Annotated in this window: 21 protein-coding genes and 3 tRNA genes; 5 read left to right on the top strand and 19 right to left on the bottom strand. The window is 71.0% G+C overall.

Features of this window, described 5'->3' with window-relative positions; genetic code table 11:
• The first annotated feature begins 20 nt into the window (after positions 1-20).
• A complete protein-coding gene (locus AXK60_RS15520) occupies positions 21-452 on the top strand; it encodes a phage holin (protein WP_139057985.1) in 432 nt (143 codons plus the stop codon).
• A gap of 112 nt (positions 453-564) precedes the next feature.
• Here AXK60_RS15520 and AXK60_RS15515 read toward each other — a convergent pair.
• From AXK60_RS15515 to iolC, 12 genes are all read right to left on the bottom strand, one after another.
• Positions 565-637, bottom strand: a tRNA-Glu gene (locus tag AXK60_RS15515).
• A 71-nt stretch (positions 638-708) separates the two neighbouring features.
• A tRNA-Glu gene (locus tag AXK60_RS15510) sits at positions 709-781 on the bottom strand.
• Between the two features lie 37 nt (positions 782-818).
• Positions 819-890, bottom strand: a tRNA-Gln gene (locus AXK60_RS15505).
• Between the two features lie 92 nt (positions 891-982).
• A complete protein-coding gene (gene gltX / locus AXK60_RS15500; protein ID WP_280512891.1) occupies positions 983-2,509 on the bottom strand; it encodes a glutamate--tRNA ligase in 1,527 nt (508 codons plus the stop codon).
• Between the two features lie 36 nt (positions 2,510-2,545).
• Positions 2,546-3,421, bottom strand: a complete 876-nt coding sequence (locus tag AXK60_RS15495) for a sugar phosphate isomerase/epimerase family protein (RefSeq protein ID WP_068572285.1) — start codon at positions 3,419-3,421, stop codon at positions 2,546-2,548.
• A gap of 9 nt (positions 3,422-3,430) precedes the next feature.
• Positions 3,431-4,453, bottom strand: coding sequence for a Gfo/Idh/MocA family protein (locus tag AXK60_RS15490; RefSeq protein WP_068572284.1), 1,023 nt, complete (start codon positions 4,451-4,453; stop codon positions 3,431-3,433).
• Between the two features lie 41 nt (positions 4,454-4,494).
• Positions 4,495-5,439, bottom strand: coding sequence for a sugar phosphate isomerase/epimerase family protein (locus AXK60_RS15485; protein WP_068572282.1), 945 nt, complete (start codon positions 5,437-5,439; stop codon positions 4,495-4,497).
• 46 nt (positions 5,440-5,485) lie between these two features.
• Positions 5,486-7,444, bottom strand: a complete 1,959-nt coding sequence (iolD, locus tag AXK60_RS15480) for a 3D-(3,5/4)-trihydroxycyclohexane-1,2-dione acylhydrolase (decyclizing) (protein ID WP_068572280.1) — start codon at positions 7,442-7,444, stop codon at positions 5,486-5,488.
• Positions 7,441-8,391 (bottom strand): 5-deoxy-glucuronate isomerase, encoded by a 951-nt coding sequence (iolB, locus tag AXK60_RS15475; RefSeq protein WP_068572278.1) that lies wholly within the window; start codon positions 8,389-8,391, stop codon positions 7,441-7,443. Before iolB ends, iolD begins: the two co-directional genes overlap by 4 nt.
• A 33-nt stretch (positions 8,392-8,424) precedes the next feature.
• Positions 8,425-9,933 carry a CoA-acylating methylmalonate-semialdehyde dehydrogenase gene (locus AXK60_RS15470; RefSeq protein WP_068572276.1) on the bottom strand — a complete coding sequence of 503 codons (1,509 nt, stop codon included), beginning with the start codon at positions 9,931-9,933 and terminating at the stop codon, positions 8,425-8,427.
• Positions 9,934-9,979: 46 nt separating this feature from the next.
• Positions 9,980-10,891, bottom strand: a complete 912-nt coding sequence (locus AXK60_RS15465) for a Cgl0159 family (beta/alpha)8-fold protein (protein ID WP_068572274.1) — start codon at positions 10,889-10,891, stop codon at positions 9,980-9,982.
• On the bottom strand, positions 10,884-11,861 hold the full coding sequence (iolC, locus tag AXK60_RS15460; RefSeq protein WP_068572271.1) for a 5-dehydro-2-deoxygluconokinase: 978 nt from the start codon (positions 11,859-11,861) through the stop codon (positions 10,884-10,886). Before iolC ends, AXK60_RS15465 begins: the two co-directional genes overlap by 8 nt.
• Positions 11,862-12,140: 279 nt before the next feature.
• Here iolC and AXK60_RS15455 point away from each other — a divergent pair, with 279 nt between their 5' ends.
• Positions 12,141-12,881 (top strand): GntR family transcriptional regulator, encoded by a 741-nt coding sequence (locus tag AXK60_RS15455; RefSeq protein WP_068572269.1) that lies wholly within the window; start codon positions 12,141-12,143, stop codon positions 12,879-12,881.
• On the opposite strand, the gene AXK60_RS15450 is transcribed toward AXK60_RS15455, so the two are convergent.
• On the bottom strand, positions 12,878-13,912 hold the full coding sequence (locus AXK60_RS15450) for a LacI family DNA-binding transcriptional regulator (RefSeq protein WP_068572267.1): 1,035 nt from the start codon (positions 13,910-13,912) through the stop codon (positions 12,878-12,880). The two genes, AXK60_RS15455 and AXK60_RS15450, sit on opposite strands and share 4 nt — an antisense overlap.
• Positions 13,913-14,058: 146 nt before the next feature.
• Between AXK60_RS15450 and AXK60_RS15445 the strand changes: the two genes are divergently transcribed.
• The 3 genes from AXK60_RS15445 to AXK60_RS15435 are packed head-to-tail and all read left to right on the top strand — an operon-like array spanning position 14,059 to position 17,490.
• Positions 14,059-15,249 carry a phytanoyl-CoA dioxygenase family protein gene (locus tag AXK60_RS15445; protein ID WP_068572265.1) on the top strand — a complete coding sequence of 397 codons (1,191 nt, stop codon included), beginning with the start codon at positions 14,059-14,061 and terminating at the stop codon, positions 15,247-15,249.
• On the top strand, positions 15,246-16,037 hold the full coding sequence (locus AXK60_RS15440; protein ID WP_217491786.1) for an SDR family oxidoreductase: 792 nt from the start codon (positions 15,246-15,248) through the stop codon (positions 16,035-16,037). Before AXK60_RS15445 ends, AXK60_RS15440 begins: the two co-directional genes overlap by 4 nt.
• Before the next feature lie 40 nt (positions 16,038-16,077).
• Complete coding sequence (locus AXK60_RS15435; protein WP_068572263.1) at positions 16,078-17,490, top strand: MFS transporter; 1,413 nt, start codon at positions 16,078-16,080, stop codon at positions 17,488-17,490.
• Between the two features lie 31 nt (positions 17,491-17,521).
• Here AXK60_RS15435 and AXK60_RS15430 read toward each other — a convergent pair whose 3' ends face one another.
• From AXK60_RS15430 to AXK60_RS15405, 6 genes are read right to left on the bottom strand one after another with little or no spacing between them, the layout of a single operon-like run.
• Positions 17,522-18,538: a Gfo/Idh/MocA family protein gene (locus AXK60_RS15430; protein WP_068572261.1), complete on the bottom strand. Its 1,017-nt coding sequence runs from the start codon at positions 18,536-18,538 to the stop codon at positions 17,522-17,524.
• Positions 18,535-19,533: an inositol 2-dehydrogenase gene (gene iolG, locus AXK60_RS15425; protein ID WP_068572259.1), complete on the bottom strand. Its 999-nt coding sequence runs from the start codon at positions 19,531-19,533 to the stop codon at positions 18,535-18,537. Before iolG ends, AXK60_RS15430 begins: the two co-directional genes overlap by 4 nt.
• On the bottom strand, positions 19,530-20,480 hold the full coding sequence (locus AXK60_RS15420; protein WP_068572257.1) for a sugar phosphate isomerase/epimerase family protein: 951 nt from the start codon (positions 20,478-20,480) through the stop codon (positions 19,530-19,532). Before AXK60_RS15420 ends, iolG begins: the two co-directional genes overlap by 4 nt.
• Before the next feature lies 1 nt (position 20,481).
• Positions 20,482-21,657 carry a Gfo/Idh/MocA family protein gene (locus AXK60_RS15415; RefSeq protein ID WP_068572254.1) on the bottom strand — a complete coding sequence of 392 codons (1,176 nt, stop codon included), beginning with the start codon at positions 21,655-21,657 and terminating at the stop codon, positions 20,482-20,484.
• 25 nt (positions 21,658-21,682) lie between these two features.
• The gene (locus tag AXK60_RS15410) at positions 21,683-22,840 is read right to left on the bottom strand and encodes a Gfo/Idh/MocA family protein (protein WP_068572252.1); all 1,158 of its coding nucleotides are present in this window, start codon (positions 22,838-22,840) and stop codon (positions 21,683-21,685) included.
• Positions 22,841-22,844: 4 nt separating this feature from the next.
• Entirely contained in the window at positions 22,845-23,657 is an 813-nt protein-coding gene (locus AXK60_RS15405) for an ATP-binding cassette domain-containing protein (protein ID WP_068572250.1), read from the bottom strand.

Below are 23,657 nucleotides of genomic sequence, written 5' to 3'. Positions count from 1 at the left end.
CAGAACACCAGGTGGACAACATGAACGACATCAGAAGCCGGATCTTCCGGCGCCGGATCCCCGAGTCGGCCCGGCGAGCCGTGTACACCGTCGCCGGCCCGCTCATCACGATTCTCGCCGCGGGCGGGATCATCTCCACGAGCCACGCCGCGGCGTGGACCTCCCTCGTCCTCGCGATCGTCACGCTGGTGATCGCCGTCGTCAACGGAGAGGCCGGCTGGCGGAACGCCGTGTACGTCCTGACCGGGACCCTACAGGCCCTGCTGCAGGGCTACGGGATCGGCACCGATGCGGTCTGGGCGTCGGTCTCGGGCCTCGTCGTCGCCCTGCTGGGCATCGGGCTGGCCGCTGCGTTCACGCCGTCGGGCCTCACCGCCGAGGCCGCCGCACCGCCCGCCGCTGAGCCGGTCGTCGCGCCCCCGACCCGGCTGACCGTCGTCGGCACCGCGTGACGCCGGGCGATCGGGACCAGGCGCCGGGCCGGGGCGCACCGCGCGCCGACGACGGGGACGGCCCGGAAAACGACGAAGGCCCGGATCGTGAGATCCGGGCCTTCGTCCTACGTACCCCCGATGGGATTCGAACCCACGCTACCGCCGTGAGAGGGCGGCGTCCTAGGCCGCTAGACGACGGGGGCCAGAACTGGTGCTGCCGCGCCGAGGCGCCGCAGCAGTTCGATGAAGGTAACACAGCACCTGCACCGAAACGTACCCCCGATGGGATTCGAACCCACGCTACCGCCGTGAGAGGGCGGCGTCCTAGGCCGCTAGACGACGGGGGCTAGGACACGCCCCCACTCGCGCGGGGGCGTTGTCACGCTGGCCTACCAGGACTCGAACCTAGAACAACTGAACCAGAATCAGCCGTGTTGCCAATTACACCATAGGCCATTGACTCTTCTCGAGGCCGACTCCGACCTCGTTTTGAGCCGCGATCAAGCTTACCCAGCCGCACAGGGAACGCCAAATCGCCAGGTCATCCCCTACTGGGGCGCGGCACCGTCGGCCGGCACGAGGGTGCGCGCCGAGGCCAGGCGACCGAGGGTCCGCTCCCGCCCGAGCAGCTCCAGCGACTCGAACAGCGGCGGGCTGATGTGAGAGCCCGTCACGCCGACGCGGATCGGTGCGTAGGCCTTGCGGGGCTTGAGCTCCAGTTCGTCGATCAGCCGGGTCTTGAGGGCGTTCTCGATCGACTCGGTGGTCCAGTCCCCGACGCCGGCGAGCGCCTCCGAGGCGGCGTCCAGCACCTGCCCGGCGTCGGCCTTGATGTTCTTCGCCGCGGCGGCGGGATCCACGACGAACCCCGCCTCGTCGACGTAGAGGAACTTCAGCAGGTCCCACGCGTCCGAGAGCACGACGATGCGGGTCTGGACGAGCTCCGCGGCAGTGGCGAACTCCGAGCCGAGGCGCGCACCGTCGACGTGGCCCCGCTCGACGAGGAAGGCCCGCAGGCGGGCCTCGAAGTCGTCCGGCGTGAGCAGCCGGATGTGCTCGGCGTTGATCGCATCGGCCTTCTTCTGATCGAACCGGGCCGGGTTGGAGTTCACCCGGTGCACGTCGAACGCGGCGATCATCTCGTCGAGGCTGAAGACGTCGTTGTCCGGCGAGATGCCCCAGCCGAGCAGCGCGAGGTAGTTGAGCAGGCCCTCGGGGAGGAAGCCGCGGTCGCGGTGGTGGAAGAGGTTGGACTCGGGGTCGCGCTTGGAGAGCTTCTTGTTCCCCTCCCCCATCACGAAGGGCAGGTGCCCGAACTCGGGGGTGCGCTCCGCGACGCCGATTGCCGCCAGCGCCTCGTACAGCGCGATCTGCCGCGGCGTGGAGCTGAGCAGGTCCTCCCCGCGCAGCACGTGCGTGATCTTCATCATCGCGTCGTCGACGGGATTGACCAGGGTGTAGAGCGGGTCGCCGTTGGCACGGGTCAGCGCGAAGTCGGGGACGCTGCCGGCGGCGAACGTGGTCTCACCGCGCACCATGTCGTTCCAGGTGAAGTCGTGATCCGGCATGCGCAGGCGCACGACGGGGCTGCGTCCCTCGGCCGCGTACGCCGCCTTCTGCTCCGCCGTCAGATCGCGGTCGAAGTTGTCGTAGCCCAGCTTCGGGTTCCGGCCGGCGGCGACGTGCCGCGCCTCCACCTCCTCGGGGGTCGAGAAGGCCTCGTAGGCGTACCCGCCCTCGACGAGGCGCCGCACGACGTCGAGGTGCAGGTCCTTGCGCTCCGACTGACGGTACGGCCCGTACGGCCCGCCCACCTCGGGACCCTCGTCCCAGTCCAGGCCGAGCCAGCGCAACGACTCGAGGATCGCGGCGTAGCTCTCCTCGCTGTCGCGCGCGGCGTCGGTGTCCTCGATGCGGAAGACGAACGTGCCGCCCGTGTGTCGCGCGTGGGCGAAGTTGAACAACGCGGTGCGCACCATGCCCACGTGCGGTGTGCCGGTGGGCGACGGGCAGAAGCGCACGCGCACCGCTCCGGGCGCGGGGGTGTTCGACGGTGCGGCGGAAGACTCAGTCACGGCGTCCAGGGTAGTCGCCGCGCCCGGCGCGCCCGCTCACGAGTGCGCCGCGATCAGCTCCCGGATCCGCGCGAGCTGGAACGCCGACACCTCGTCGGCGCGCTCGTCCTCGGCGAAGACGTTGGAGCAGATGATCGATTCCTCGCGCGCGAGGAAGCCGGAGGCGCCGAGCTGCGCGAAGAGCTCGTCCCAGTCCACGTCACCGTCGCCGATCGTGAGGTGCTGGTGCACCCGCACCGCGTTGCCCGGCGGATTGGTGATGTAGCGGAGGCCGTGCGACCGGTGGTGGTCGAAGGTGTCGGCGGCGTACACGGCGCCGAGCCGGCCCCCCAGCTGCGGGATCAGCGATGCAGCGCGGTCGCCGTAGTGGAAGGTGTGGCTCGCGACGTAGACGAAGCCCACCGCGGGGCTGTCGAGCCCACGGATGATGCGCCACGCCTCCAGCCCGTCCTCGACGAAGTCGTCGGGGTGCGGGTCGATGTTGAGCACGATCCCCTCGCGCTCGAGGACCGGAACGAGCTCCTCCATCGACCGGTAGAACGCGGCCTCGGACTCCTCCGCCCGCTCCGGCCTGCCACTGAACTCGGTGTTGATCACCGAGACCTCGAGCTCGGCGGCGACCGCGATGATGCGCCGGAAGTTTCTCACCGCCGTCTGCCGCTGCGGCTCGTCGGGCCACGAGATGCGCTGCACGGGAAGCAGCGAGGTGATCCCGACGCCCGCGTCCGCGGCGCGCTTACGCACCCGTGCCAGTTGCGCCCGATCCACCCGCGGGTGCGCGAAGAACGGGATGAAGTCGGCGTGCGGGGTCAGTTGGATCCACTCGTAGCCGGCCTTCGCGGCCGCGTCGAAGAAGTCCTCGTGCTCATGCGTGGAGTGGTACGGCGTGGGGTCGAGGGCGATCCGGACCATGGCAGCCCCCTACGCGCGCTCGGCGTAGAACGCCGGCATCTCGGGGAGTTCCACCGGCACCGGGCCGGTCGTCTCCAGGGCCCGGACGCCCGCGGCGCAGCACACGGCAACCTTGTAACCGTCGAACGCCGACGGCCCGGCGATCGTTCCCCGCCGCGCAGCGTCGACCCAGGCCTGCACCTGGCGGTCGTACGCGTCCCGGAAGCGGGTGGTGAAGTCCGCGTGGTCGGCCACCGAGAACCGACCCTGCTGCCACATCTGCAGGCCCGCCGGCTCGCCGATGCGGGCCACGCCCTGCTCGAACACGGCCTCGGTCTCCACCTGGTAGCCGAACTGGATCGAGACGTTCATCTCGACGTCCACGAGCACACCGTTGTCGAGTTCCATGAGCACGAGGATCGGCTCCCGCAGGTGCTCGGGGCTCATCGAATTGCGTCGCGGGTACTTCACCTCGACGGAGGTGACGACGCCGCCGGCCAGCCACGGCACCACGTCGAACTCGTGCACGACGGAGTCGTTGATGAGCATCGTCTGCACGTAACTCGCGGGCACGGTCGCGTTGCGGTGGCGCGCGTGCAGCATCACCAGCTCGCCGGCGGGCTTCGCGGCCACGACCTTCCGCAACTCCTCGTACTCGCGGTCGAAGCGCCGCATGAAGCCGACCTGGATCAGCTGCTTCCCGCCGGCCATCTCGGCCTCGACGATGCGCCAGGACGACTCGGGATCCTGGGTCAGCGGCTTCTCGCACAGCACGGGCAGACCCGCGTCGAGCACCGTCAGCAGCGCGCTCTCGTGGAACTGTCCGGGGGTCGCGACCAGAACACCGTCGACGGTGCCCGACGCGAGCGCCGCGTCGAGATCGGCGAATCCGGCTGCGCCGGGTGCGAGGTCGAGCGCCGCGGCACGACGGCCCTCGTCGGGCTCGACGACGGCGGACACTGTTGCGCCCGCGATGGTCGTGGCGATGCGCTTGACGTGGTCGGCGCCCATCATGCCGGCGCCGACGACGGCCACACGGAAGTCGTTGCTCATGGGTTGGTTCCTCCTTACAGGCCTGGGGATTCCGGGGCGGATCAGCGGGTGCGGGTCAGCGGGTGGCAGCCGAAGATGTGCTGCCGGGTGCGGGTCGCGATGCCCGCGGGCAGGTCGATGTCGCAGCCGGGCATGTCCTGTTCGACGATGGCGAACAGGTCCGGATCGATCTCCAGCGCCGCGGCGATGACGGGCGCGAAATCCGGTATGCCGTTCGGCGGTTCGACCATGATCGCGGAGGCGGCGTCGGCGAACGGGACGTCGTTCTTGAGGACCTCCCAGATCAGCGCGGGATCGATCTGCTTGAGGTGCAGGTAGCCGATGCGGTCCGGGTGACGCTGCATGAGTGCCACGTTGTCGCCGCCGTAGTACGCGAAGTGCCCGGTGTCGAGGCAGAGGTTGAGGTACCGCGGATCCGTCTCGGCGAGAAGGCGCTCCACCTCACCGGTGGTGCCGACGTGGCTGTCGGCGTGGGAGTGGAACTGCTGCTTGATCCCGTACTCCTCCGCCAGCGCCTTGCCCAGCCGGTCGTGGCCGGCGGCGAGCGCCTTCCACTGCTCGTCGTCCAGGGTGCGGGACTCGAGGGCCTCGCCGGTGAGGTCGGAGCGCCACAGGTCGGGGATCACCACGATGTGCTCGGCACCCATGGCGTGCACCAGGGTCGCGACATCGCTGACCTGCTGCCAGGCGCGGTCCCACTGGTCCGCGCCCTTGTGGAAGCCGGTGAAGATGGTGCCGCCGGACAGTTCCAGATCGCGCTTGTCGAGTTCGTCCCGCAGGCGCGCCGGGTCGGTGGGCAGGTAGCCGTAGGGGCCCAGCTCGATGTAGTGGTAGCCGGCCTCGGCGACCTCGTCGAGGAAGCGCTCCCACGGGGTCTGGCGCGGGTGATCGGGAAACCACACGCCCCAGGAGTCGGGGGCCGTGCCGATACGCAGGCCCTCGGTGTGCGCGGCGGTGGGGGCGGTCGTGCCCAGGGTGTCGGTCATGCGGGTGGTCCTTACATCGGATCGTCGGGGGTGGGTGGCGGGCGGCTCAGCCGAGCAGCGGCCGCTGTGCCTTCTGCTGGTCGAGGTACTCGGCGCGGGCGGTGCCGGTGCTGTCCAGAGTGGACACCTCGGCGACGGGGACGTCCCACCAACCGTTGCCCTCGGGGGCGTAGACGAACGGGTCGTTGTGGATCTGGATGACGGTGGGGCCGTTCGCCTTCTTCGCCGCACGGACGGCGTTGGTGAGCTGCGCCACCGAGTCCGGCCCGGGTGCGATGTCGACGACGGTGGCGCCGTAGCTGCGGGCGTTCGCAGCGAGATCGACCGGCAGGAATCCACCGCGCTCGAGGTCCGGTGCGGGGACGCCGCCGGCCTCGTCGGCGGTGCGGTACCGCGTGCCGAAGCGCTGTGAGCCGACGGTCTCCGACAGGTGGCCGATCGAGGCGTAGCCCTGGTTCTCGACGATGACCACGATCAGCTTGATCCCCTCGGCCACCGCCGTCACCAGCTCGCTGTTGAGCATCAAGTACGAGCCGTCGCCGACCATGACGACGACATCGCGGTCGTCGCCGAGCGCGAGCAGGCCGCGCTTGGCACCGAGCCCACCGGCGATCTCGTAGCCCATGCAGGAGAAGGCGTACTCGACGTGATAGCCGAGCGGATCCCGTACGCGCCACAGCTTCTGCAGGTCACCCGGCAGCGAGCCCGCGGCCTGGATGATGACGTCCGCGGGATCCATCGCGGCGTGCACCGCGCCGATCACCTCGGGCTGGCCGGGCAGGTCAGCGCCGGTGGGTGCGAGCGCGGCGTCGACCACGGCGTCCCACTCGGCCTTGACCGACGCGGCGCGGGCGGCGAAGCCCTCCGAGACGCGGAAGTCGGCGAGCCCGGCCCGCAGCGCCGCGATCCCCTCGCGCGCGTCGGCGACGAGCGGCAGCTGCGAGCCGTGCTTGTAGGCGTCGAAGGAGGTGACGTTGAGGTTCACGAAACGCACCGCGGCGTCCTGGAAGGCCGTGCGGCTGGCCGTGGTGAAATCGCTGTAGCGGGTGCCGATCCCGATGATCACGTCCGCCTGCGCGGCGACCGCGTTCGCGGCCGCCGTACCGGTCGCGCCCACGCCGCCCAGGTTGAGCGGGTGGTCCCACAGCAGGGCGCCGCCGCCGGCCTGGGTGGTCCCGACGGGGATGCCGGTCGCCTCCGCGAGTCGGCGCAGTTCGTCTTCTGCACCCGAGTAGATGACGCCGCCGCCGGCGACGATGAACGGTCGCTCGGCGCCGCGGATCGCCTCGACGGCGCGCGCCAGCGGGCCGCGCTCGGGCAGCGGTCGGCGGACGTGCCACTCGCGGTCCGCGAGGAACTCCTCGGGGACGTCGAGCGCCTCCGCCTGGACGTCCTCCGGCAGCGCGATGGTCACGGCACCGGTCTCGGCGGGGTCGGTCAGCACCCGCATCGCGGCGAGCGCGATGGAGAAGAGCTGCTCGGGCCGTTGGACGCGATCGAAGAACCGCGAGAGCGGGCGGAATGCGTCGGAGACCTGGATGCCGATGTCGTGCGGGTGCTCGAGCTGCTGCAGCACCGGGTCCGCGACGCGCGTGGCGAACGTGTCGGACACCAGCAGCAGTGCGGGCAGCCGGTTCGCGGTGGCGAGCGCGGCGCCGGTGAGCATGTTGGCCGCGCCGGGTCCCACGGACGCCGTGCAGGCGTAGGTGGCGCGGCGCCGGTGCATGCGGGCGTAGCCGACGGCCTGGTGCACCATCGCCTGCTCGTTGCGGGCCTGGTGGTAGGGCATGAGGCCGGGGTCCGTCGCCGCGTACTGCAGCAGCGCCTGGCCCACGCCTGCGACGTTGCCGTGACCGAAGATCCCGAAGGTGGCAGGCACGGTGCGCTCGCGGACCGTCATGGTGCCGCCGTCGTCGGCCCCCGGTACCGGAACCTCGTCCACGGTCCACTGGTGCGCCAGGAACTCGATGAGGGCCTGGCCCACGGTCATCCGCCGGGTGCTCATCGCTCGTCTCCTTCGATCGGTGCGGCTGCGTAGGGCAGCCGGGGGTCGGGGCCCTGCGCGGGCCAGGTGTCCCGCAGCCATGCCTGCCGCGGGTCGTCGCTGATCAGCCAGACCCGCTCGGGGTCGGGGCCGGCCATCACGTTGAGGTAGTAGAGGTCGTACTCGGGCGCCGCCATCGCGGGCCCGTGGTAGCCGTAGGGCACGAGCGCGATGTCACCCGTCCGGACGACGGCGTGGGTATCGATCTCCCCCGCGCGGGAGGAGTAGGTGACGAAGCTGCCGAACGCATCGACGCCATCGTCGGGAACCACACCGGCGGCGACGAACTCGCGGTTCGGGGCGGCCTCGAAGTAGTAGATCTCCTCGAGTCGCGACTCGTGGCCGGCGATGTGCTCGTCGTGCTTGTGCGCGGGATGACTGCTCCAGTTCCCGCCGGGCGTGATCACCTCGCACACGATGAGCGCCGCCGCGTCGAGGGCGCCGGGGGTGCCGAAGTTGTGCACCTGCCGGGTGTCCCGGCCCGCCCCGCGCACCTCGACGGGGACGTCGGCCGCCGGTATGTACCGAGTGGGCCGGGGTTGGCCGGTCGGCGCCTCGGCGATCGCGATCCGGGCGGTGCCGCGCACCGTGAAGCCGCCGCCCGCACCGACGTACAGGACGTCCGTCGGGCCGTCGAACACGGATGCGCGACCGGTCAACTCGACCGAAGACGCGCCGTCCCACGCGGCCGCGGCCGCACCGTCGAGCTCGACGGTGACGCCCCCCGCGAGCGGCACGACGATGCGTTCGATGTCGCCCGCGGGGAGAGTCAGCCCCTCCCCCGACAGCTTCGCCACCCGGATACCGGTGTGGGCCCAGCCCGGCAGGGAACCGTCGACCACGGACTCCCAGCCGTCGCGGGCCAGGTTCCCGCGCTCGTGGAACCACTCGTTGCGGGTCGCCGTCATCGCTCGCCTCCGTCGTGCTCGTCGCTCGGTGTGTCAGTCGTTCTGGGGGAAGCCCAGGTTGATGCCGCCGTGGCTCGGGTCGAGCCACCGGCTGGTGATGGCCTTGAGCTGCGTGTAGAACTTCACGCCCTCCGCGCCGTGCGCCTTGGTGTCACCGAACATGGAGTCCTTCCAGCCGCCGAAACTGAAGGTGGCCACCGGAACCGGGATCGGTACGTTGATACCGACCATGCCGACCCTGATGTCGCGCTGGAACCGGCGCGCCGCGCCACCGTCGTTGGTGAAGATCGCAGTGCCGTTGCCGAAGGCGCCGGCGTTGATCAACTCGACACCCTCCTCGTAGGTCTGCACGCGAACGATCGCCAGGACCGGACCGAATATCTCCTCGGTGTACACGCGGGAGGTGCTGGGGACGTCGTCGATCAGGGTGGGGCCGAGCCAGAAGCCGTTCGCGTCGCCGTCGGGCTCGACGGTGCGACCGTCGACGACGACGGTGGCGCCGTCCTCGATCGCGACGTCGATGTACGACGCGACCTTGTCACGGTGCACCTTCGTCACCAGCGGTCCCATGTCGCAACCGCGCCGGCCGTCGCCGATGCGCAGCTGGGCCATGCGGTCGGTCACCTTCTCGATCAGAGCGTCGGCCACCGGGTCGACGGCGACCACGACCGAGATCGCCATGCACCGCTCGCCGGCGGAGCCGAATCCGGCGTTGATCGCCGCGTCCGCCGTCAGGTCCAGATCCGCGTCCGGCAGCACCAGCATGTGGTTCTTCGCGCCGCCGAGTGCCTGCACGCGCTTACCGTTCTTCGCGCCCTGCTCGTACACGTACTGCGCGATCGGCGTGGAACCGACGAACGACACCGCTGCCACATCCGGGTGCTCGAGGAGTCCGTCGACGGCTTCCTTGTCACCGTTGAGCACGGTGTACACGCCGTCGGGCAGACCCGCCTCCTTCCACAGGCGTCCGATCCAGATCGAGGCGCTGGGATCCTTCTCGCTGGGCTTGACCACGACGGCGTTGCCCGTTGCGATGGCGATCGGGTAGAACCACGCGGGCACCATCGCCGGGAAGTTGAACGGGCTGATGATCCCCACGACACCGAGCGGCTGGCGGGTCGAGTACACGTCGATGCCGGTGGAGACCTGCTCGCTGAACTCGCCCTTGAGCGCGTCCGCCATCCCGCAGGCGTACTCCACGACCTCCTGGCCGCGGCTGATCTCTCCCAGCGCGTCGGACAGCACCTTGCCGTGCTCGGAGGTGATGATCTCCGCCAGCTCGCCCTTGCGCGCGTTGAGCAGCTCACGGAAGGCGAACAGCACCGACTGGCGCTTGGCCAGCGACAGGTCGCCCCAGGTCTGCTGTGCCTGCTTCGCGGTGGCTACCGCCCTGTCGATCTCCTCCTTGTCGGCCAGCGCGACGCGCTTCGTGACCGTCCCCAACGCGGGGTCGTAGACGTCTGCAGTGCGCCCGGAGGTGGACTCGAACTCGGCGCCGTCGATCCAGTGCGGGACGACGGTCAGGTTCTCGGTGGTGGTCATGGAAGTGGATCTCCTCGTGCAGGTCTCTGAGGTGGATGGGATGTGGTCAGGCGCCGTGCACCAGCGCTGCGGCGGTGTCGACGGCGGCGGCGACGTCACCGTCGCCCGGGTACAGGAGCGTGCGGCCGACGACGAGGCCGTGCACGCCGGGGAGGCAGAGGGCCTTCGCCCACGACGCGTAGACGGCCTCGGGGTCACCGCCCGGATCGCCGCCGAGAAGGAGGGTGGGCAGGGTGGTGGCTGCCATCACCCGTTCCATGTCGTCGACGACCGGGAGCTTGAGCCAGCTGTAGGCCGACGAGTTCCCGAGACCGTTCGTGATGGCCACGGAGTTGATCACCGCGTCGGTGGAGAGGTCGTTGACGATCTTGCCGTCCGTGCGCCGGCTCATGAACGGCTCCAGCATGATCGGGAGCCTCGCCGCCGCAGCGGCGTCGACCGCGCGCGCCGTCGCCTCCATCGTGGCGACGGTGCTCGGATCCTCCAGGTCCACGCGGATCAGGAGCTTGCCGAAGTCGATCCCGTCGCGCACCATCGCCGGCACGTCGTAGGCGGTGTACCGGTCATCGATCTCGAACGACGCTCCGCGCAGGCCACCACGGTTCATGGAGCCCACGACGATCTTGTCGTCGAGCAGCCCCAGCAGGGCGAGGTCCTCGATGACGTCCGGGGTGCCGAGAACACCGTCGACGCCGGGCCTCGACACGGCGACGGCCATGCGCTGCAACAGGTCGTAGCGGTCCGCCATCGCCATCGGGTCCGCGCCCACGCCCAGGGCCCCGCGCGCCGGGTGATCGGCGGCCACGATCATCAGCCGCTTGTCGCCGCGGATCAGCGGGCGTCGCGCGCGGGCCGCCAGGACCTCCGCGATCGCGTCCGGGTTCTCCAGACGCAGCTCGCGGAGCCGGTCGAAGTCCGCACCGGTCAGAACCGGTTCGTTCACAATCCGATCAGGCATTCGCGTTGTCCATTTCCTCGATGATGGCGTCCACCTCGTCGGTGGTGGGCATGGCGGTCGAGCACTCGCGACGGGAGGCCACGACGGCGCCGGCGATGTTCGCGAAGCGGAGCATGTGCGCGAGCGACCAGCCCTCCAGCAGCCCGTGGCAGATGGCACCGCCGAAGCTGTCGCCCGCCCCCAGTCCGTTGATCACGTCCACGAAGTACGGTGGGACCTCGACGCGCTCGTCGCGGGTCTTGGCCAGGACGCCCTTGGGGCCCTGCTTGACGATCGCGAGCTCGATGCCCCGCTCGAGCAGTGCGTCTGCGGCGCGGTCGGGGACGGTCTCGCCGACGGCGACCTCGCACTCCTCCTTGTTGCCGATGGCGACCGTGACCTGCTCGAGTGCTCGGCCGACCTCGATACTCGCCGCCTCGGCCGATTCCCAGAACATGGGCCGGTAATCGAGGTCGAGCACCGTGAGCGGGGCGCGGCCACGCGCAGCCCACGCCGCGAAGTGCGCCGCACGCGACGGCTCGCGGGAGAGTCCCGTCACCGTCGACCAGTAGATCCGCGCCGCCCGGATCGCCTCGAGGTCCAGGCCGTCCGCGGTGAGCATCAGGTCGGGGGCGATCGGATCGCGGTAGAAGTACAGCGGGAAGTCGTCCGGCGGGAAGATCTCGCAGAAGGTCACCGGGGTGTTGAGACCGGCGACCTCGCCGACGTACCGGTCGTCGACACCCAGGCGGGTCAGCTCCTGGTGCACGAACCGCCCGAACGGGTCGGCCCCGGCGGCGGTGATGACGGCGGACCGTCGACCGTGCCGTGCCGCGGCGACGGCCACATTGGTGGCGCTGCCCCCGAGGTACTTGCCGAAGGTCTCGACACGATCGAGCCCGACCCCGTCCTGGAGCGGGTAGATGTCGACCCCCACTCGCCCGATGGTGATCAGGTCGAACGGGGCACCGTGGGTACCGGCGTCAGTCATCTGGGAGGCCCTCCTTAGCCCTGATCCGAACGAGACGTGGATCACTCTCGCTCATTTGTCCTGTCAATCTAACAGAAGAGCCCGACATTCATCAAGAGGTCTCGACCTGCGAGTTTGCCGCGAATCGGTGATCGATCAGCGAAAATTGCTCCGATCAAGCGAGCGGACATGAGTCGAATATGTGCTGACATAGCTCGCCCCGAAGCCCGCAGGACGATTGTACGAACAAACACCGATCAGCGACCGCTTTTCGGCGATCGGTGCACTAGACTGCAGCGCATGTCCCCTGCCCCGGTCTCGGTCGAACTGGACCGCACCAGCCCCGTGCCGCTCTACTACCAGCTGGCCCAGGCGCTGGAGCGGTCCATCCTCAACGGCGAGCTCGTCCCCGGTGACCGGATCGAGAACGAGATCGACCTGGCGAAGCGGCTCAACCTGTCCCGGCCCACGGCGCGGCAGGCGATCCAGGCGCTCGTCGACAAGGGCCTGCTGGTTCGCAAGCGGGGCGTCGGCACCCAGGTCGTGCGCAACGAGGTGCACCGCGCGGTCGAACTCACCAGCCTCTACGAGGACCTCATCGCGGCCGGCCAGACCCCGTCGACCGAACTCCTGGACTACCGGCTCGGCCGCCCCGACGAGGAGATCGCGGACGAGCTGGGGATCGAGCACGACGCCCAGGTGGTATCGATCCGCAGGCTGCGCAGCGCCGACGGTGTGCCACTCGCGATCCTCACCAACTACATCCCGGCGGAGCTCGCCCCCGCCCCGGACGAGCTCCTGAGCAAGGGTCTCTACCAGTGCCTGCGCGGCCGCGGGATCACGATCGCGCACGCACAGCAGCGGATCGGCGCCCGGATCTCGGACGACGACGAGGCCCGCCTGCTCGACGAGCAGGTCGGCGGAGCCGTGCTCACGATGCAGCGGGTGGCGTTCAACGAGTCCGGTACCGCGATCGAGCTGGGCCGGCACGTCTACCGCGCGTCGCGGTACTTCTTCGACGTCTCGGTGTTCAGCCGCTAGAGCCTGTCGTCGACGCCCGCGAGATTGGGCGGCACCACGATCTGGATCGGGCTGGGACGCGGGCGGTGCGGTCCGTCGATCGCGTCGTGGAAGGCCATGACGGCGTGCGCCGCTCCCCGCATGTCGGCGCGCAGGTCGTGGTGCAGCAGAGCCGAGATCCGCCCGGCCAGCAGCATCTCCCGGTTCGAGTCGGCGAGGTCGTGCCCGATGTACGCGCGGTACGTGCGCCCGGCATCGTCGAACGCCGCGACGATCCCGCGGTTCCCGCCGCCCGGCGAGTAGACCCCCGCGATGTCGGGCTCCCGCGCGAGTACGGCGCCGACCTCCCGCCGGCACGCCCCGTCGAGACCTCCCGTGTCCTCGATCCCGACGATGCGGCGTCCTGGATCGGTGCGCCGCACAGCGGCCCGGAAACCGGTCTCGCGTTCCTCCTCGCCCCGGAAGAGGCGCCCGCTCGTCACCACCAGGAGGACGCCCGGGGTTCCGCCCGCCCACTGCTCCATGAGGTGCGCCGCGGTGGCACCGGCAGCACGATTGTCCATCCCGACGTACGCGAGCCGCGTGCTCTGCGGGATGTCGGTGACCACGGTGATCACCGGTATCCGCCGCGCCGAGAGCCTTCCGATGGCCGCCGCGACGTCGGGAGTGTCCGGAGCCTTGAGGATCACGCCGTGACTCCCCCTGCGCGCGATGCCGTCGAGCGCGGCGATCACCTCACCCGGCTCCCACGACTCGCGCGTCTGGTAGCGGGCCCGGAACACTGCGGGGCGCAGCGTCGGCAGCTCCGCCTCGAGGGCCGCGCGCGTCAGATCGGAGAACCGCCGAGGCGTCTCCATGACCAGATCCAGCATGAACCGGCGCCCGGACAGCCGCAGTTGGGAGCGCTGCCGGTCCAGGTCGCTGATCGCCTGTCGCACCTGCGCCGCGGTCCCCGCACGGACGCCGGGCCTGCCGTGCAGGACCCGGTCGACGGTGGCCTCACTGACGCCCGCCTGCTGCGCGATGTCCCGGATCGGGTGGGGGTGCGGCACCGTCCGGCCTCCTGCGCTGTGGAGCTGGGTTGAGGGATTCTTGATGGATTCGTAGGGTGTCCACGACCTCGTCAGCTTGACACCATGGACAGCGCGACGCACACCGATTCCCCACTCCCGCTGCACATCGACGTCAGGAAAGACCCATGTCCACCACCTTCTCGACCCGCACCGGGGCCGCTCACCGCGCGGGCCGGATCACCGAGGCCGACTGCCGCCTCGAGGAGTTCACCGCGCTGCTCGAGCCGGAGACCGATCTCGCGCAGTACCCGTACGCCGATCGGACCGAGCGGGGCGTGCTGTTCTACGGTGGCGCCGCCGCGGAGGCCGCGGCCGATCCCGATGCGCGCGAGAACCTCTCGGACGAGCTCGCGCGGGCGTTGCTGACCGAGCCCGGCATCGTCGTCTTCGACGGTGCCTTCGACGACCGGCACGGCCTGCGCGCGTCCACGGAGTTGTTCACCGTGATGATCGCCGAACAACGCGCGGCAGGATCCGGCGGCGGCGACCACTTCGCCGCGCCGGGCGCGAACGACAGGATCTGGAACGCCCTGCAGAAGCACGCGCTCCGGGACCCGGCCTCGTTCGCGCGGTACTACGCCAACGACGTGCTCGCGCTCGTGGCGACGGCCTGGCTCGGCCCGATGTACCAGGTGACCTCCGCGATCAACACCGTCAATCCCGGTGGGACAGCGCAGTCGCCGCACCGCGACTACCACCTGGGGTTCATGGACCCGGCCACGGCGCAGCGCTTCCGCCGGCACACGCACCTGCTCTCCCCCGCGCTCACACTCCAGGGCGCGGTGGCGCAGGTGGACATGCCGTTGGAATCGGGCCCCACGCTGTACCTGCCCTACTCGCAGCGGTACGAGCCCGGGTATCTCGCCTTCAACCTGCCCGAGTTCCGGGAGTACTTCGATGAGCACCACGTGCAGCTGCCGCTGCGAGCCGGCGACGCGGTGTTCTTCAATCCCGCGTTGTTCCACGCCGCCGGCTCCAACCGATCGGCCGCCATCCGCCGTATGGCGAATCTGCTGCAGGTCAGCTCGGCGTTCGGGCGCGCGATGGATGCCGTGGACCGTTCGGCGATCCTGCGGTCCGTCTACCCGGAGCTGCAGGCGCTGGCCGCGACGGGTGCGGCGGACGCGGTGGGGAACGTGATCGCCGCCTCCGCGGAGGGCTACGCCTTCCCGTCCAACCTGGACCTCGATCAGCCGCTCGGCGGCATGCACGGCGAGACCCAGGCCGAGCTGACCCGCCGCGCGCTGGATGCGGGGATGTCCCCGGAGTCCTTCACGGGCGAGCTCGCCGCGCTCGACGAGCGGCACCGCCCGTGACGGCGGGGGCCGGCGCGGAGCTGGCGGGCAAGGTGGTGCTGGTGTCGGGCGGAAGCCGGGGCGTCGGCGCCGCGGTGGCCCGGGAGGCCGTCGCAGGCGGCGCGATCGTCGCGTTCACCGGCCGGGACGCGGCGGCCGGCGAGGCACTGCGCGACGAATTGGTGGGCGCCGGCGCCGAGGCACTGTTCATCCGCGCCGATGTCGCCGATCCGGCGCAGGCCACCGCATCGGTCGAGGAGGTGGTCGCCGCGTACGGCCGCATCGATTGCCTCTGCAACGCCGCAGGACTCACCTCGCGCGGCACCCTGACCGGAACCACGCCGGAGCTCTTCGACGAGCACATCGCGATCAACCTGCGCGCGCCCTTCTTCACCATGGCCGCCGCGGTACGGGACATGCGCTCGCGCACTGCGGCAGGCACCGTCGTCAACATCATCTCGATGTCGGCGCACGGCGGCCAGCCCTACCTCGCGCCGTACGTCGCAGCCAAGGCGGGGCTGATCGGGCTCACCAAGAACGCCGCGCACGCGCACCGCTTCGACCGGATCCGGATCAACGGCCTCAACATCGGCTGGACCGAGACCGAGGGCGAGGCTCTGATCCAGAAGCGGTTCCACGACGCACCCGACGACTGGGCGGAGCGTGCCGGGCGCGAGCTGCCCGCGGGCCGCCTGGCATCCACGCAGGACGCCGCGCGCGCGGTGGTGTTCCTCCTCTCGGACCGGAGCGGCGTGGTCACGGGCTCGATCATCGACTGGGACCAGCAGGTCTGCGGCGCCTACGACTGACCGGCTTGCACCAGAACCGCATTTGACCGAACATATTGACATGTCGTGGATCGTGGACCGCATCCGGCCGCGGGAGGCACCGAGCTTCAGCCGACCGCTGGCGCTCCTGGTGGCGGGTGCGCTGTTCCTCGAGAACCTGGACGGCACCGTGCTGCAGACCGCCGCACCCGCGGTGGCGCAGGAGTTCGAGGTCGCCCCGGAAGGCGTGAGCCCGGCCATCGTCGGCTACCTGCTCGCCGTCGCGGTCGCCATCCCGGTCGCCGGGTGGGTAGCCGAGCGGTTCGGCACCCGCCGCACCTTCCTGGTCTCGGTGGCCGGCTTCACCGCGGCATCGGTCGCCTGCGCGCTCGCCCCGAACCTGCTGTGGCTGTGCGCCTTCCGCATCGTGCAAGGCGTCGCCGGGGCGATGATGATTCCGGTCGGTCGGATCGCGGTGCTGCGCTCGGTGCGCCCCACCGATCTGCTCGCCGCGATGGCCTATCTCACCTGGCCCTCGCTCATCGCCCCGGTGATCGCCCCCTTCCTCGGCGGCGTCATCACCGACGTCCTGGGCTGGCGGTGGATCTTCGTGCTCAACGTGCCGATCGGGATGGCACTCGCGGTCGGCGGCGCGCTGTTGGTTCCGCGGGCCGAGCACCGCATTCGGACCCCGCTCGACCGCTGGGGCTACCTGCTCACCGCGGGGACAGTGGTGTGCCTGACGGGAGGCGTCGAGCTGCTGCGCGACGGCCGGCCGTGGCTGGTCGCCACCCTCCTGCTCCTGTCTGTGACCCTGGCCGCCGCGGCGGCGCACGGCATGACCCGCCGCGAGCACCCACTGTTCGTCCCGGAAGTGCTGCGGATCCGGACCTTCCGCGCGGGCAACCTCAGCGGCTCGGTGTACCGACTCGTGATCACCGGCGCGCCCTTCCTCTTCGTGCTGTTGTTCCAGGCGGGATTCGGGTGGAGTGCCGCCGCGGCCGGTGCGATGGTGACCGCCGTGTTCGCGGGCAACCTCGGCATCAAGCCGCTCACCACGCCGATCATCCGGCTGCTCGGATTCCGGCGCACCCTGGTGTGGTCGATCGTCGCGGGCGGGGCGAGTCTGCTCGCCTTCGCCGGGGTGCACGCGTCCACGCCGGTGCCCGCGATCGCCGTTCTCCTCGTGTTCTCCGGCGCGGTCCGCTCGATCGGGTTCAGCGCCTACAACACCGTCATGTTCGCGGACGTGCCCCGCGATCTGCTTCCCGCCGCGAACGGCCTGTCCGCGACACTGCAGCAGGTGGGTACGGCGCTCGGGGTAGCGGCGGCCGCCGCCGCGGCCGGCCTGGGAACCGGCATCGCCGGCCCGGAGGCGGTCGAGCTCGGTTACCGCCTCGCGTTCGTCCCGCTCGCCGGTCTGCTCGTCATCCCCCTGGTCGGTGCGCTGCGCCTCCCCGCGGCCGCGGGCGGACACGCCACTGCCCGACGGTGATCCGGCACCGTCGGGCAGTGGCGACGCAGCGCTACAGGGTGACTGTGACGCCCTCAGCGGCCGAGCGGCGCGTCGCGGCGAGGACGCGCGCCTGCGCGATCGCGTCCGCGCGGCCGAACGCCGGAGCCGGGCCGCCGGCGAACGCCGCACTCGCCGCCTCGAACTCGATACGGTAGGCGTCCTCGTTGTCGGGCCCGGGCGGGGCCAGGCGGTACGCACCGTCCGGGTCCACGGGCAGCCGCTCCGATCGCTCGCCCCGGATCAGTTCGACGATGCCGGCACGGCACAGCCACGGATCGTCCACCACGATGCGCCCCTCGGTGCCGACCAACTCGAGCTGATCCCGGCGCTCGAGGTCGAGGCCGACGTCGATCAACCCCAGGCGCCCCGCGGGCAGCTCGAACACCGCGGACGCCCGGAGGTCGTGTCCGGCACCGGTTCCCACGGGGTCGGCGGTGCGCACGGCGCGCACCGTCGTCGGTTCCCCGCCGAACAGGCGGACCGCGCTGACGCAGTAGCCGCCCAGGTCGGCGAGCGCCCCGCCGCCGAGGTCGGTGGTGCGCCGGATGTCCCCGGCCGGGGCGCTGACCGTGAGCGCGGCGCGAACGTGAGCGAGGTCGCCGATCGCGCCCTCCCGCACGAGCCGCTGCACGAGCAGGGTCTGCGGGTGCAGCCGCCACATGAAGCCCTCGACAGCGATCCGGTCCGCACGCTCCGCGGCGTCGAAGACGGCCGTCGCCTCGTCGGGGTCGAGCGTGAGCGGCTTCTCGCACAGCACGTGCTTGCCCGCCTCGAGGGCCCGCACGGCCCACTCGGCGTGCAGGGTGATCGGGAGCGGCACGTACACGGCATCGATGTCGGCGTCCGCGAGGAGATCCTCGTAGGAGCCGTAGGAGACCGGAGCTCCGACGTGCGTCGCGTAGTCGGCGGCCCGGCCCGGCTCCCGCCCGGCGACGGCGGCGAGATCGGCACCGTCGGCGGCGGCGACCGCGCGGGCGGCCACCCGGCCGATCCCCGAGGTGGACAGCAGGCCCCAGCGCACCGTCATGCCCGGAGCTCCACGACCGCGCCGGACCGGAGCGACTGCGCCGCGGCGTCGGCGAGGAGCAGTGCCGCGCGGCCGTCGTCGAACCCCGGGGAGGCCGGGGAGCCCGTCTCGGTCATGGTGACGAAGGCGTCCAGCTCGGCCCGGTACGCCGGGGTGTAGCGGTCGAGGAAGAAGTTGAGCACGGGCCCCTCCGCCCCGGTGACCGCCGCGCCGGAGAAGGCGACCGATGTCCCGTGTTGGTTGGCCGCGCTCAGGGCACCCAGCTCACCGAAGGCCTCCAGCCGCTGGTCGTAGCCGTACGCGCAGCGGCGCGAGTTGGTGATGGTCGCGAGCCGGCCGTCGGCGCTCTTGAGGGTGACGACGGCGCCGTCGATGTCACCGGCGTCGAGGATGCCGGTCGAGATCAGGTTCGCACCCTGCGCCGACACCGCCACCACCTCGCCGAGGAAGAACCTGGCCATGTCGAGGTCGTGGATCATCATGTCGCGGAACAGCCCACCCGACACCGCTACGTACTCCGCGGGCGGCGGGGTGGGATCCCGGCTGATGATCGTCAACTGCTCCAGCTGCCCGATCTCCCCGGCCGCGACGCGCCGCCGCACCTCGCCGAACGACGGGTCGAACCGGCGGTTGAAGCCCAGCATCACCTTCGCGGTCAGGTCGCCCAGGTCGGCCCGGCAGGCTTCGACGCGGCCGATGTCCAGGTCGATCGGCTTCTCGCACAGGACGGTTCGACCGGCGCGGGCCGCGCGGGTCAGTAGTTCCACGTGCGTGGGCGTCGGCGACGCCACGACGACCGCGTCCACGGCGTCGTCGGCGAAGACGGCGTCCACGTCGGTGGTCCAGCGAGTACCGTAGCGCTCCCCCACCTCCTTCGCGGCGGCCTCGATCGGGTCGAACACCCACGCCAGCTCCGAACGGCCGTTGGCCGCCACCGAATCGGCGTGCACCCGGCCGATGCGGCCGCACCCCAGGACTGCGATACGAACGCTCATCGGACCTCCTCCAATGCCCGCGCGGCGCGCAGGGTCTCGACGGCCAGCGCGACCGATTCGCGCTGCCCCAACGTGTAGTCCTCGTTCTCGATCGACAGCGGACCGTCGTACCCGGCCTGCCGGAGCGCGGCGACGAACCGGACCCAGAAGTCGACGCCATCGGGATGTCCGGTTCCCACGGCGACGTAGTTCCACGCCCGTTCTCCCGTCCGCGGATTCGGGATCGTCTCCGGCCGCGACGAGACCGCGGCGGGCGACTCGATCCGGGTGTCCTTAGCATGCACGTGGTGGATCGCGCCCTCCAGTGCACGGATCGCGGCGAGCGGGTCCGCACCCATCCAGATCAGGTGGCTGGGATCGAAATTCGCGCCCACCGTGTCGCCGACCGCGGCACGCAGGCGCAGCAGTCCGGGAACGCTGTAGACGAGTTGGTTGGCGTGCATCTCGACGGCGATCCGTACGCCCCGGGCCCGGGCGTCCTCCGCGATGGGGCCCCACCACTCGACGGCCCGTTCCCACTGGTAGTCGAGGAGTTCCAGGTTCTCGGGCGGCCACACGGTGGTGATCCAGGGCGGCACGACGTCCCCCGGATAGCCGGGCAGGCCCGACATCGTGACCACCGTGTCGATCTCGAGGTCCTGCGCCAACTGCAGAGCACCGCGCAGAACCGCGGCATCGCGGTCGCCGTGCCGGGGGTGCAGCGGATTGCCGGCGGCGTTGAAGGCCTCGAGTCGCAGTCCGCGGGAGGTGATGTCACGCGCGAGTGCGGCGCGGGCGCCTGCGTCGCGCAGCAGCTCCTGCACGTCGGCGTGGGGTGCCGGCGACCATCCGCCGTGCTCCCCGCCGAGGCCGATCTCCACGGTCTCGACGCCGAGGTCGGCCGCGGCGTCGAGCGCCTCGGCCCAGGTCGACTCCGAGAGGCTGTCGGTGAGCAGTCCGATCTGCACGTCAGCCCCCGATCCGGGACGCCGATGGTGCCGCCAGACCGAACAGCCCACGCCGCCGCACGAACGAGTCCTCGGGTACGCCGATCTCGGCGAGCCCTGCCACGCCGGAGGCGAACAGCGCACCGTCGAGCGGGAGCGGGACCGTCGCCCCGAGGGCGCCGGATGCGTAGGCGGCCACGGTGATCTCGAGGATGTGGCGGGCCACCGCGGCGTCGACCGCGGGCGGCCGTCCGGCCGTGATCGCGTCGGCGAAGTCGAGCACCGTGTCCCGCATCGACGCCGCGATGAGCGGCTGCAGCTCGGCCCCGGACGGGAGGTCGACGGTGCGGCTCCCCGATTCCGTGGTGACGGTGAGGGATTCGAACGGCGCCCACGGCATCGTCCCGTCCGCACGGTAGTGGGCCACCGCCCGGCCCAGGCTGCCCTCGACGGCGATGCCGCCCTGGCCCATGCCCCAGGCGATGTTCACCAGCGCGACGCGCCGGCCCGCCTCGAGGCGACACAGCGCCAGGCCGTCGACGGCATCGCCGTCGGTGGCGCTGTCCACGAAGGCGGAGACGCGTTCCGCTCGCGCGCCGAGGAGCGCCTCGGCGAGGTACACGCCGTGCAGCATGTCGACCAGCACGCCACCGCCGGCTTGCGCGGGATCGTGCCGCCACGTGGGTCGGTAGCCCGCCGCGCCCGGCAGGTCGAGCACGCCCAGCATGTCGACGCGGGCCGTGCGGATCTCGCCCAGCTCGCCGGAGTCGATGATCGCCTTGAGCGCCACCACCTCCGGGAAGAACAGGTAGTTCGCGACGACGGCGAGCACGGTTCCCGCCTCGTCGGCGGCGGCCCGCATGGCCTCGGCGTCGGCGGGGACGGCGGCGATCGGCTTCTCGCAGAGCACGTGTTTGCCCGCGCGCGCCGCGGCGATCGCCACGTCGCGGTGCAGGTGCTGCGGAGTGCACAGGTCGAGAGCGTCCACGTCGTCGCGGGCCAGCAGGTCGGCGGCGTCCGCGTGCACCTGTTCGGGCGAGAGCCCGGCAGCGACGCGGCCCAGTTCGAGGCGCTCCGGCGTGGGGTCGGCGATGCCGACGATGCGGAAGCGCTCGTCGGCTGCGAGGTAGGCGGGGATGTGGAAGCCCAGGGCGATGTTTCCGCAGCCCACGAGGGCCACGCGGATCGGCTCGGTCATCAATGCTCGATTCGGGTCGGGATGGTCAGGTGTCGACGGTGACGGTGCGCCCGGTCGCGTCCGACGCGACGGCGGCCTCGACGACCGTCAGGGTGCGCACGCCGTCTGCGACGTCCGGGAGGTCGGCCAGATAGGGGGCCGGGTCCTCACCGAGAGCCTCCGCGAGGAGGGCGTAGGCGAAGTCTCGGTAGAGGTTCGCGAAGGCGAGGGCGTATCCGTCCGGGTGGCCCGCGGTGAACCGCGAGGCGGCCAGCGCCGCGCCGGTGGCGCCGGGTCCCGCCTTCGTCAGGAGCCGGTCCGGCGCACCGTCGGCCCGCCACCACAGCGTTTCGGCGGCTTCGTGGTCCCACGCCAGGGAGCCCTTGTCGCCGTAGACGGTGATCGCGAGCCCGTGCGTCGCGCCCGCTGCCTGCGAGGTGCTCCAGCAGCGTCCGCGCGCGCCGCCCTCGAAGCCGAGTGTCAGGTAGGCGTTGTCGAACGCCGCGTGCGCCGGGTCGACCCTCGCGAGATCGGCGTCGACGGAGGTGATCCGGCGGCCCGTGACGAGCTCGGCGAGGTGCAGGGCATGCGTGCCGAGGTCGGCGATCAGGGCCGTGACGCCACCTTCGGTGCCGTCGACCCGCCACGCGCCGGGCGGGGTGGTCGTCGCGTACATGCCGCTCGCGAACCTGCTCTCGACCAGGGTGATCCGGCCGAGGTCGCCGCGCGCCACCATCTCCCGCGCCTGCCGGACCATCGGGTAGCCGCTGTAACAGTGCGTGAGCAGGAGGCGGCGCCCCGATCCCGACACCGCGGCCTCAACCACCTGGGCGTCGGCTGCGGTGTCGGTGAGCGGCTTCTCGCATATCACGTGGAAGCCGGCAGCCAGGAGGTCGCAGGCGATCTCGGCGTGGCTGGACGGCCTCGTCGCGACGATCACCGCGTCGACACGATCCTCGCGGGTGGACTCCCCCGCGATGAGGGCGCGGTGATCGGCGTAGGTGCGCTCCGGTGGCACGAGCCACGACCGCCCGGTGGCGGCGTTCGTCTCCGGGTTGCGGGAGAAGGCGCCCGCGACGAGGTCCCACAGGCCGTCCGCGCGGAGCGCGATCGCGTGGGTCTCGCCGATGTAGCTGCCGATGCCCCCGCCGATCATGCCGACGCGCAGCCGCCGGCCGAACCGCTCGAGAAGTGTCTCCGTCATCGGCTCACCTGCGCAGTTCGTGGCTGAGCGTCTCGAGCTCGTCACCGCCCGCCATCTGCGACGTGAGCTCTTCGAGGGTGATCTCGTCGTAGGTGCAGTCGAGCTTCTGCCGACCGCGGTTGAGCAGCACGAAGTGGTCGCCCACCATGTACGCGTGGTGCGGGTTGTGCGTGATGAACACGACCCCGAAGCCCTGATCCCGCGCCGCGGTGATGTAGCGCAGCACCATGCCCGACTGCTTGACCCCCAGGGCGGCGGTCGGCTCGTCGAGGATGAGTACCCGGGCGCCGAAGTAGATCGCCCGCGCGATCGCCACGCACTGCCGCTGCCCGCCCGAGAGCGAGCTGATCGGAGCGTCCACGTCGGGCAGGTCGATGCCCATCTTGAACAGCTCCTCCTTCGTCGTCGCACGCATGGTCTGCACGTCGAGGCTCTTGAGGAACCCGGAACGCAGCTCCTGCCCGAGGAAGAAGTTGCGCCACACCGGCATCAGGCCGACGACCGCCAGATCCTGGTACACCGTGGCCACGCCCTTCGCGAGGGCGTCCTTGGGCGAGTCCAGAGAGGTGACCTCGCCGTCCACGAGCACCTCGCCCTCACTCGGCTTGTGCAGGCCCGCCATCGTCTTGATGAGCGTCGACTTGCCCGCCCCGTTGTCGCCGAGCACGCAGGTCACCTCGCCGGGGAAGACCCGCAGGTTGATCCCCTTGAGCGCGATGATGTTCCCGTACTGCTTGCCGACGTCCTTGAACTCGATCAGTGCGACCTTCTCGTCGCCGGTCTCGGGGGTCTCGACCGAAATGTCGTCCGTGGTCAT

The sequence above is a fragment of the Tsukamurella pseudospumae genome (assembly GCF_001575195.1).
In the GTDB taxonomy this organism is placed as follows: Bacteria; Actinomycetota; Actinomycetes; order Mycobacteriales; family Mycobacteriaceae; genus Tsukamurella; species Tsukamurella pseudospumae.
The sequence above is the reverse complement of the archived record's forward strand: the minus strand, read 5'-3'. Positions and strand labels throughout refer to the sequence as shown.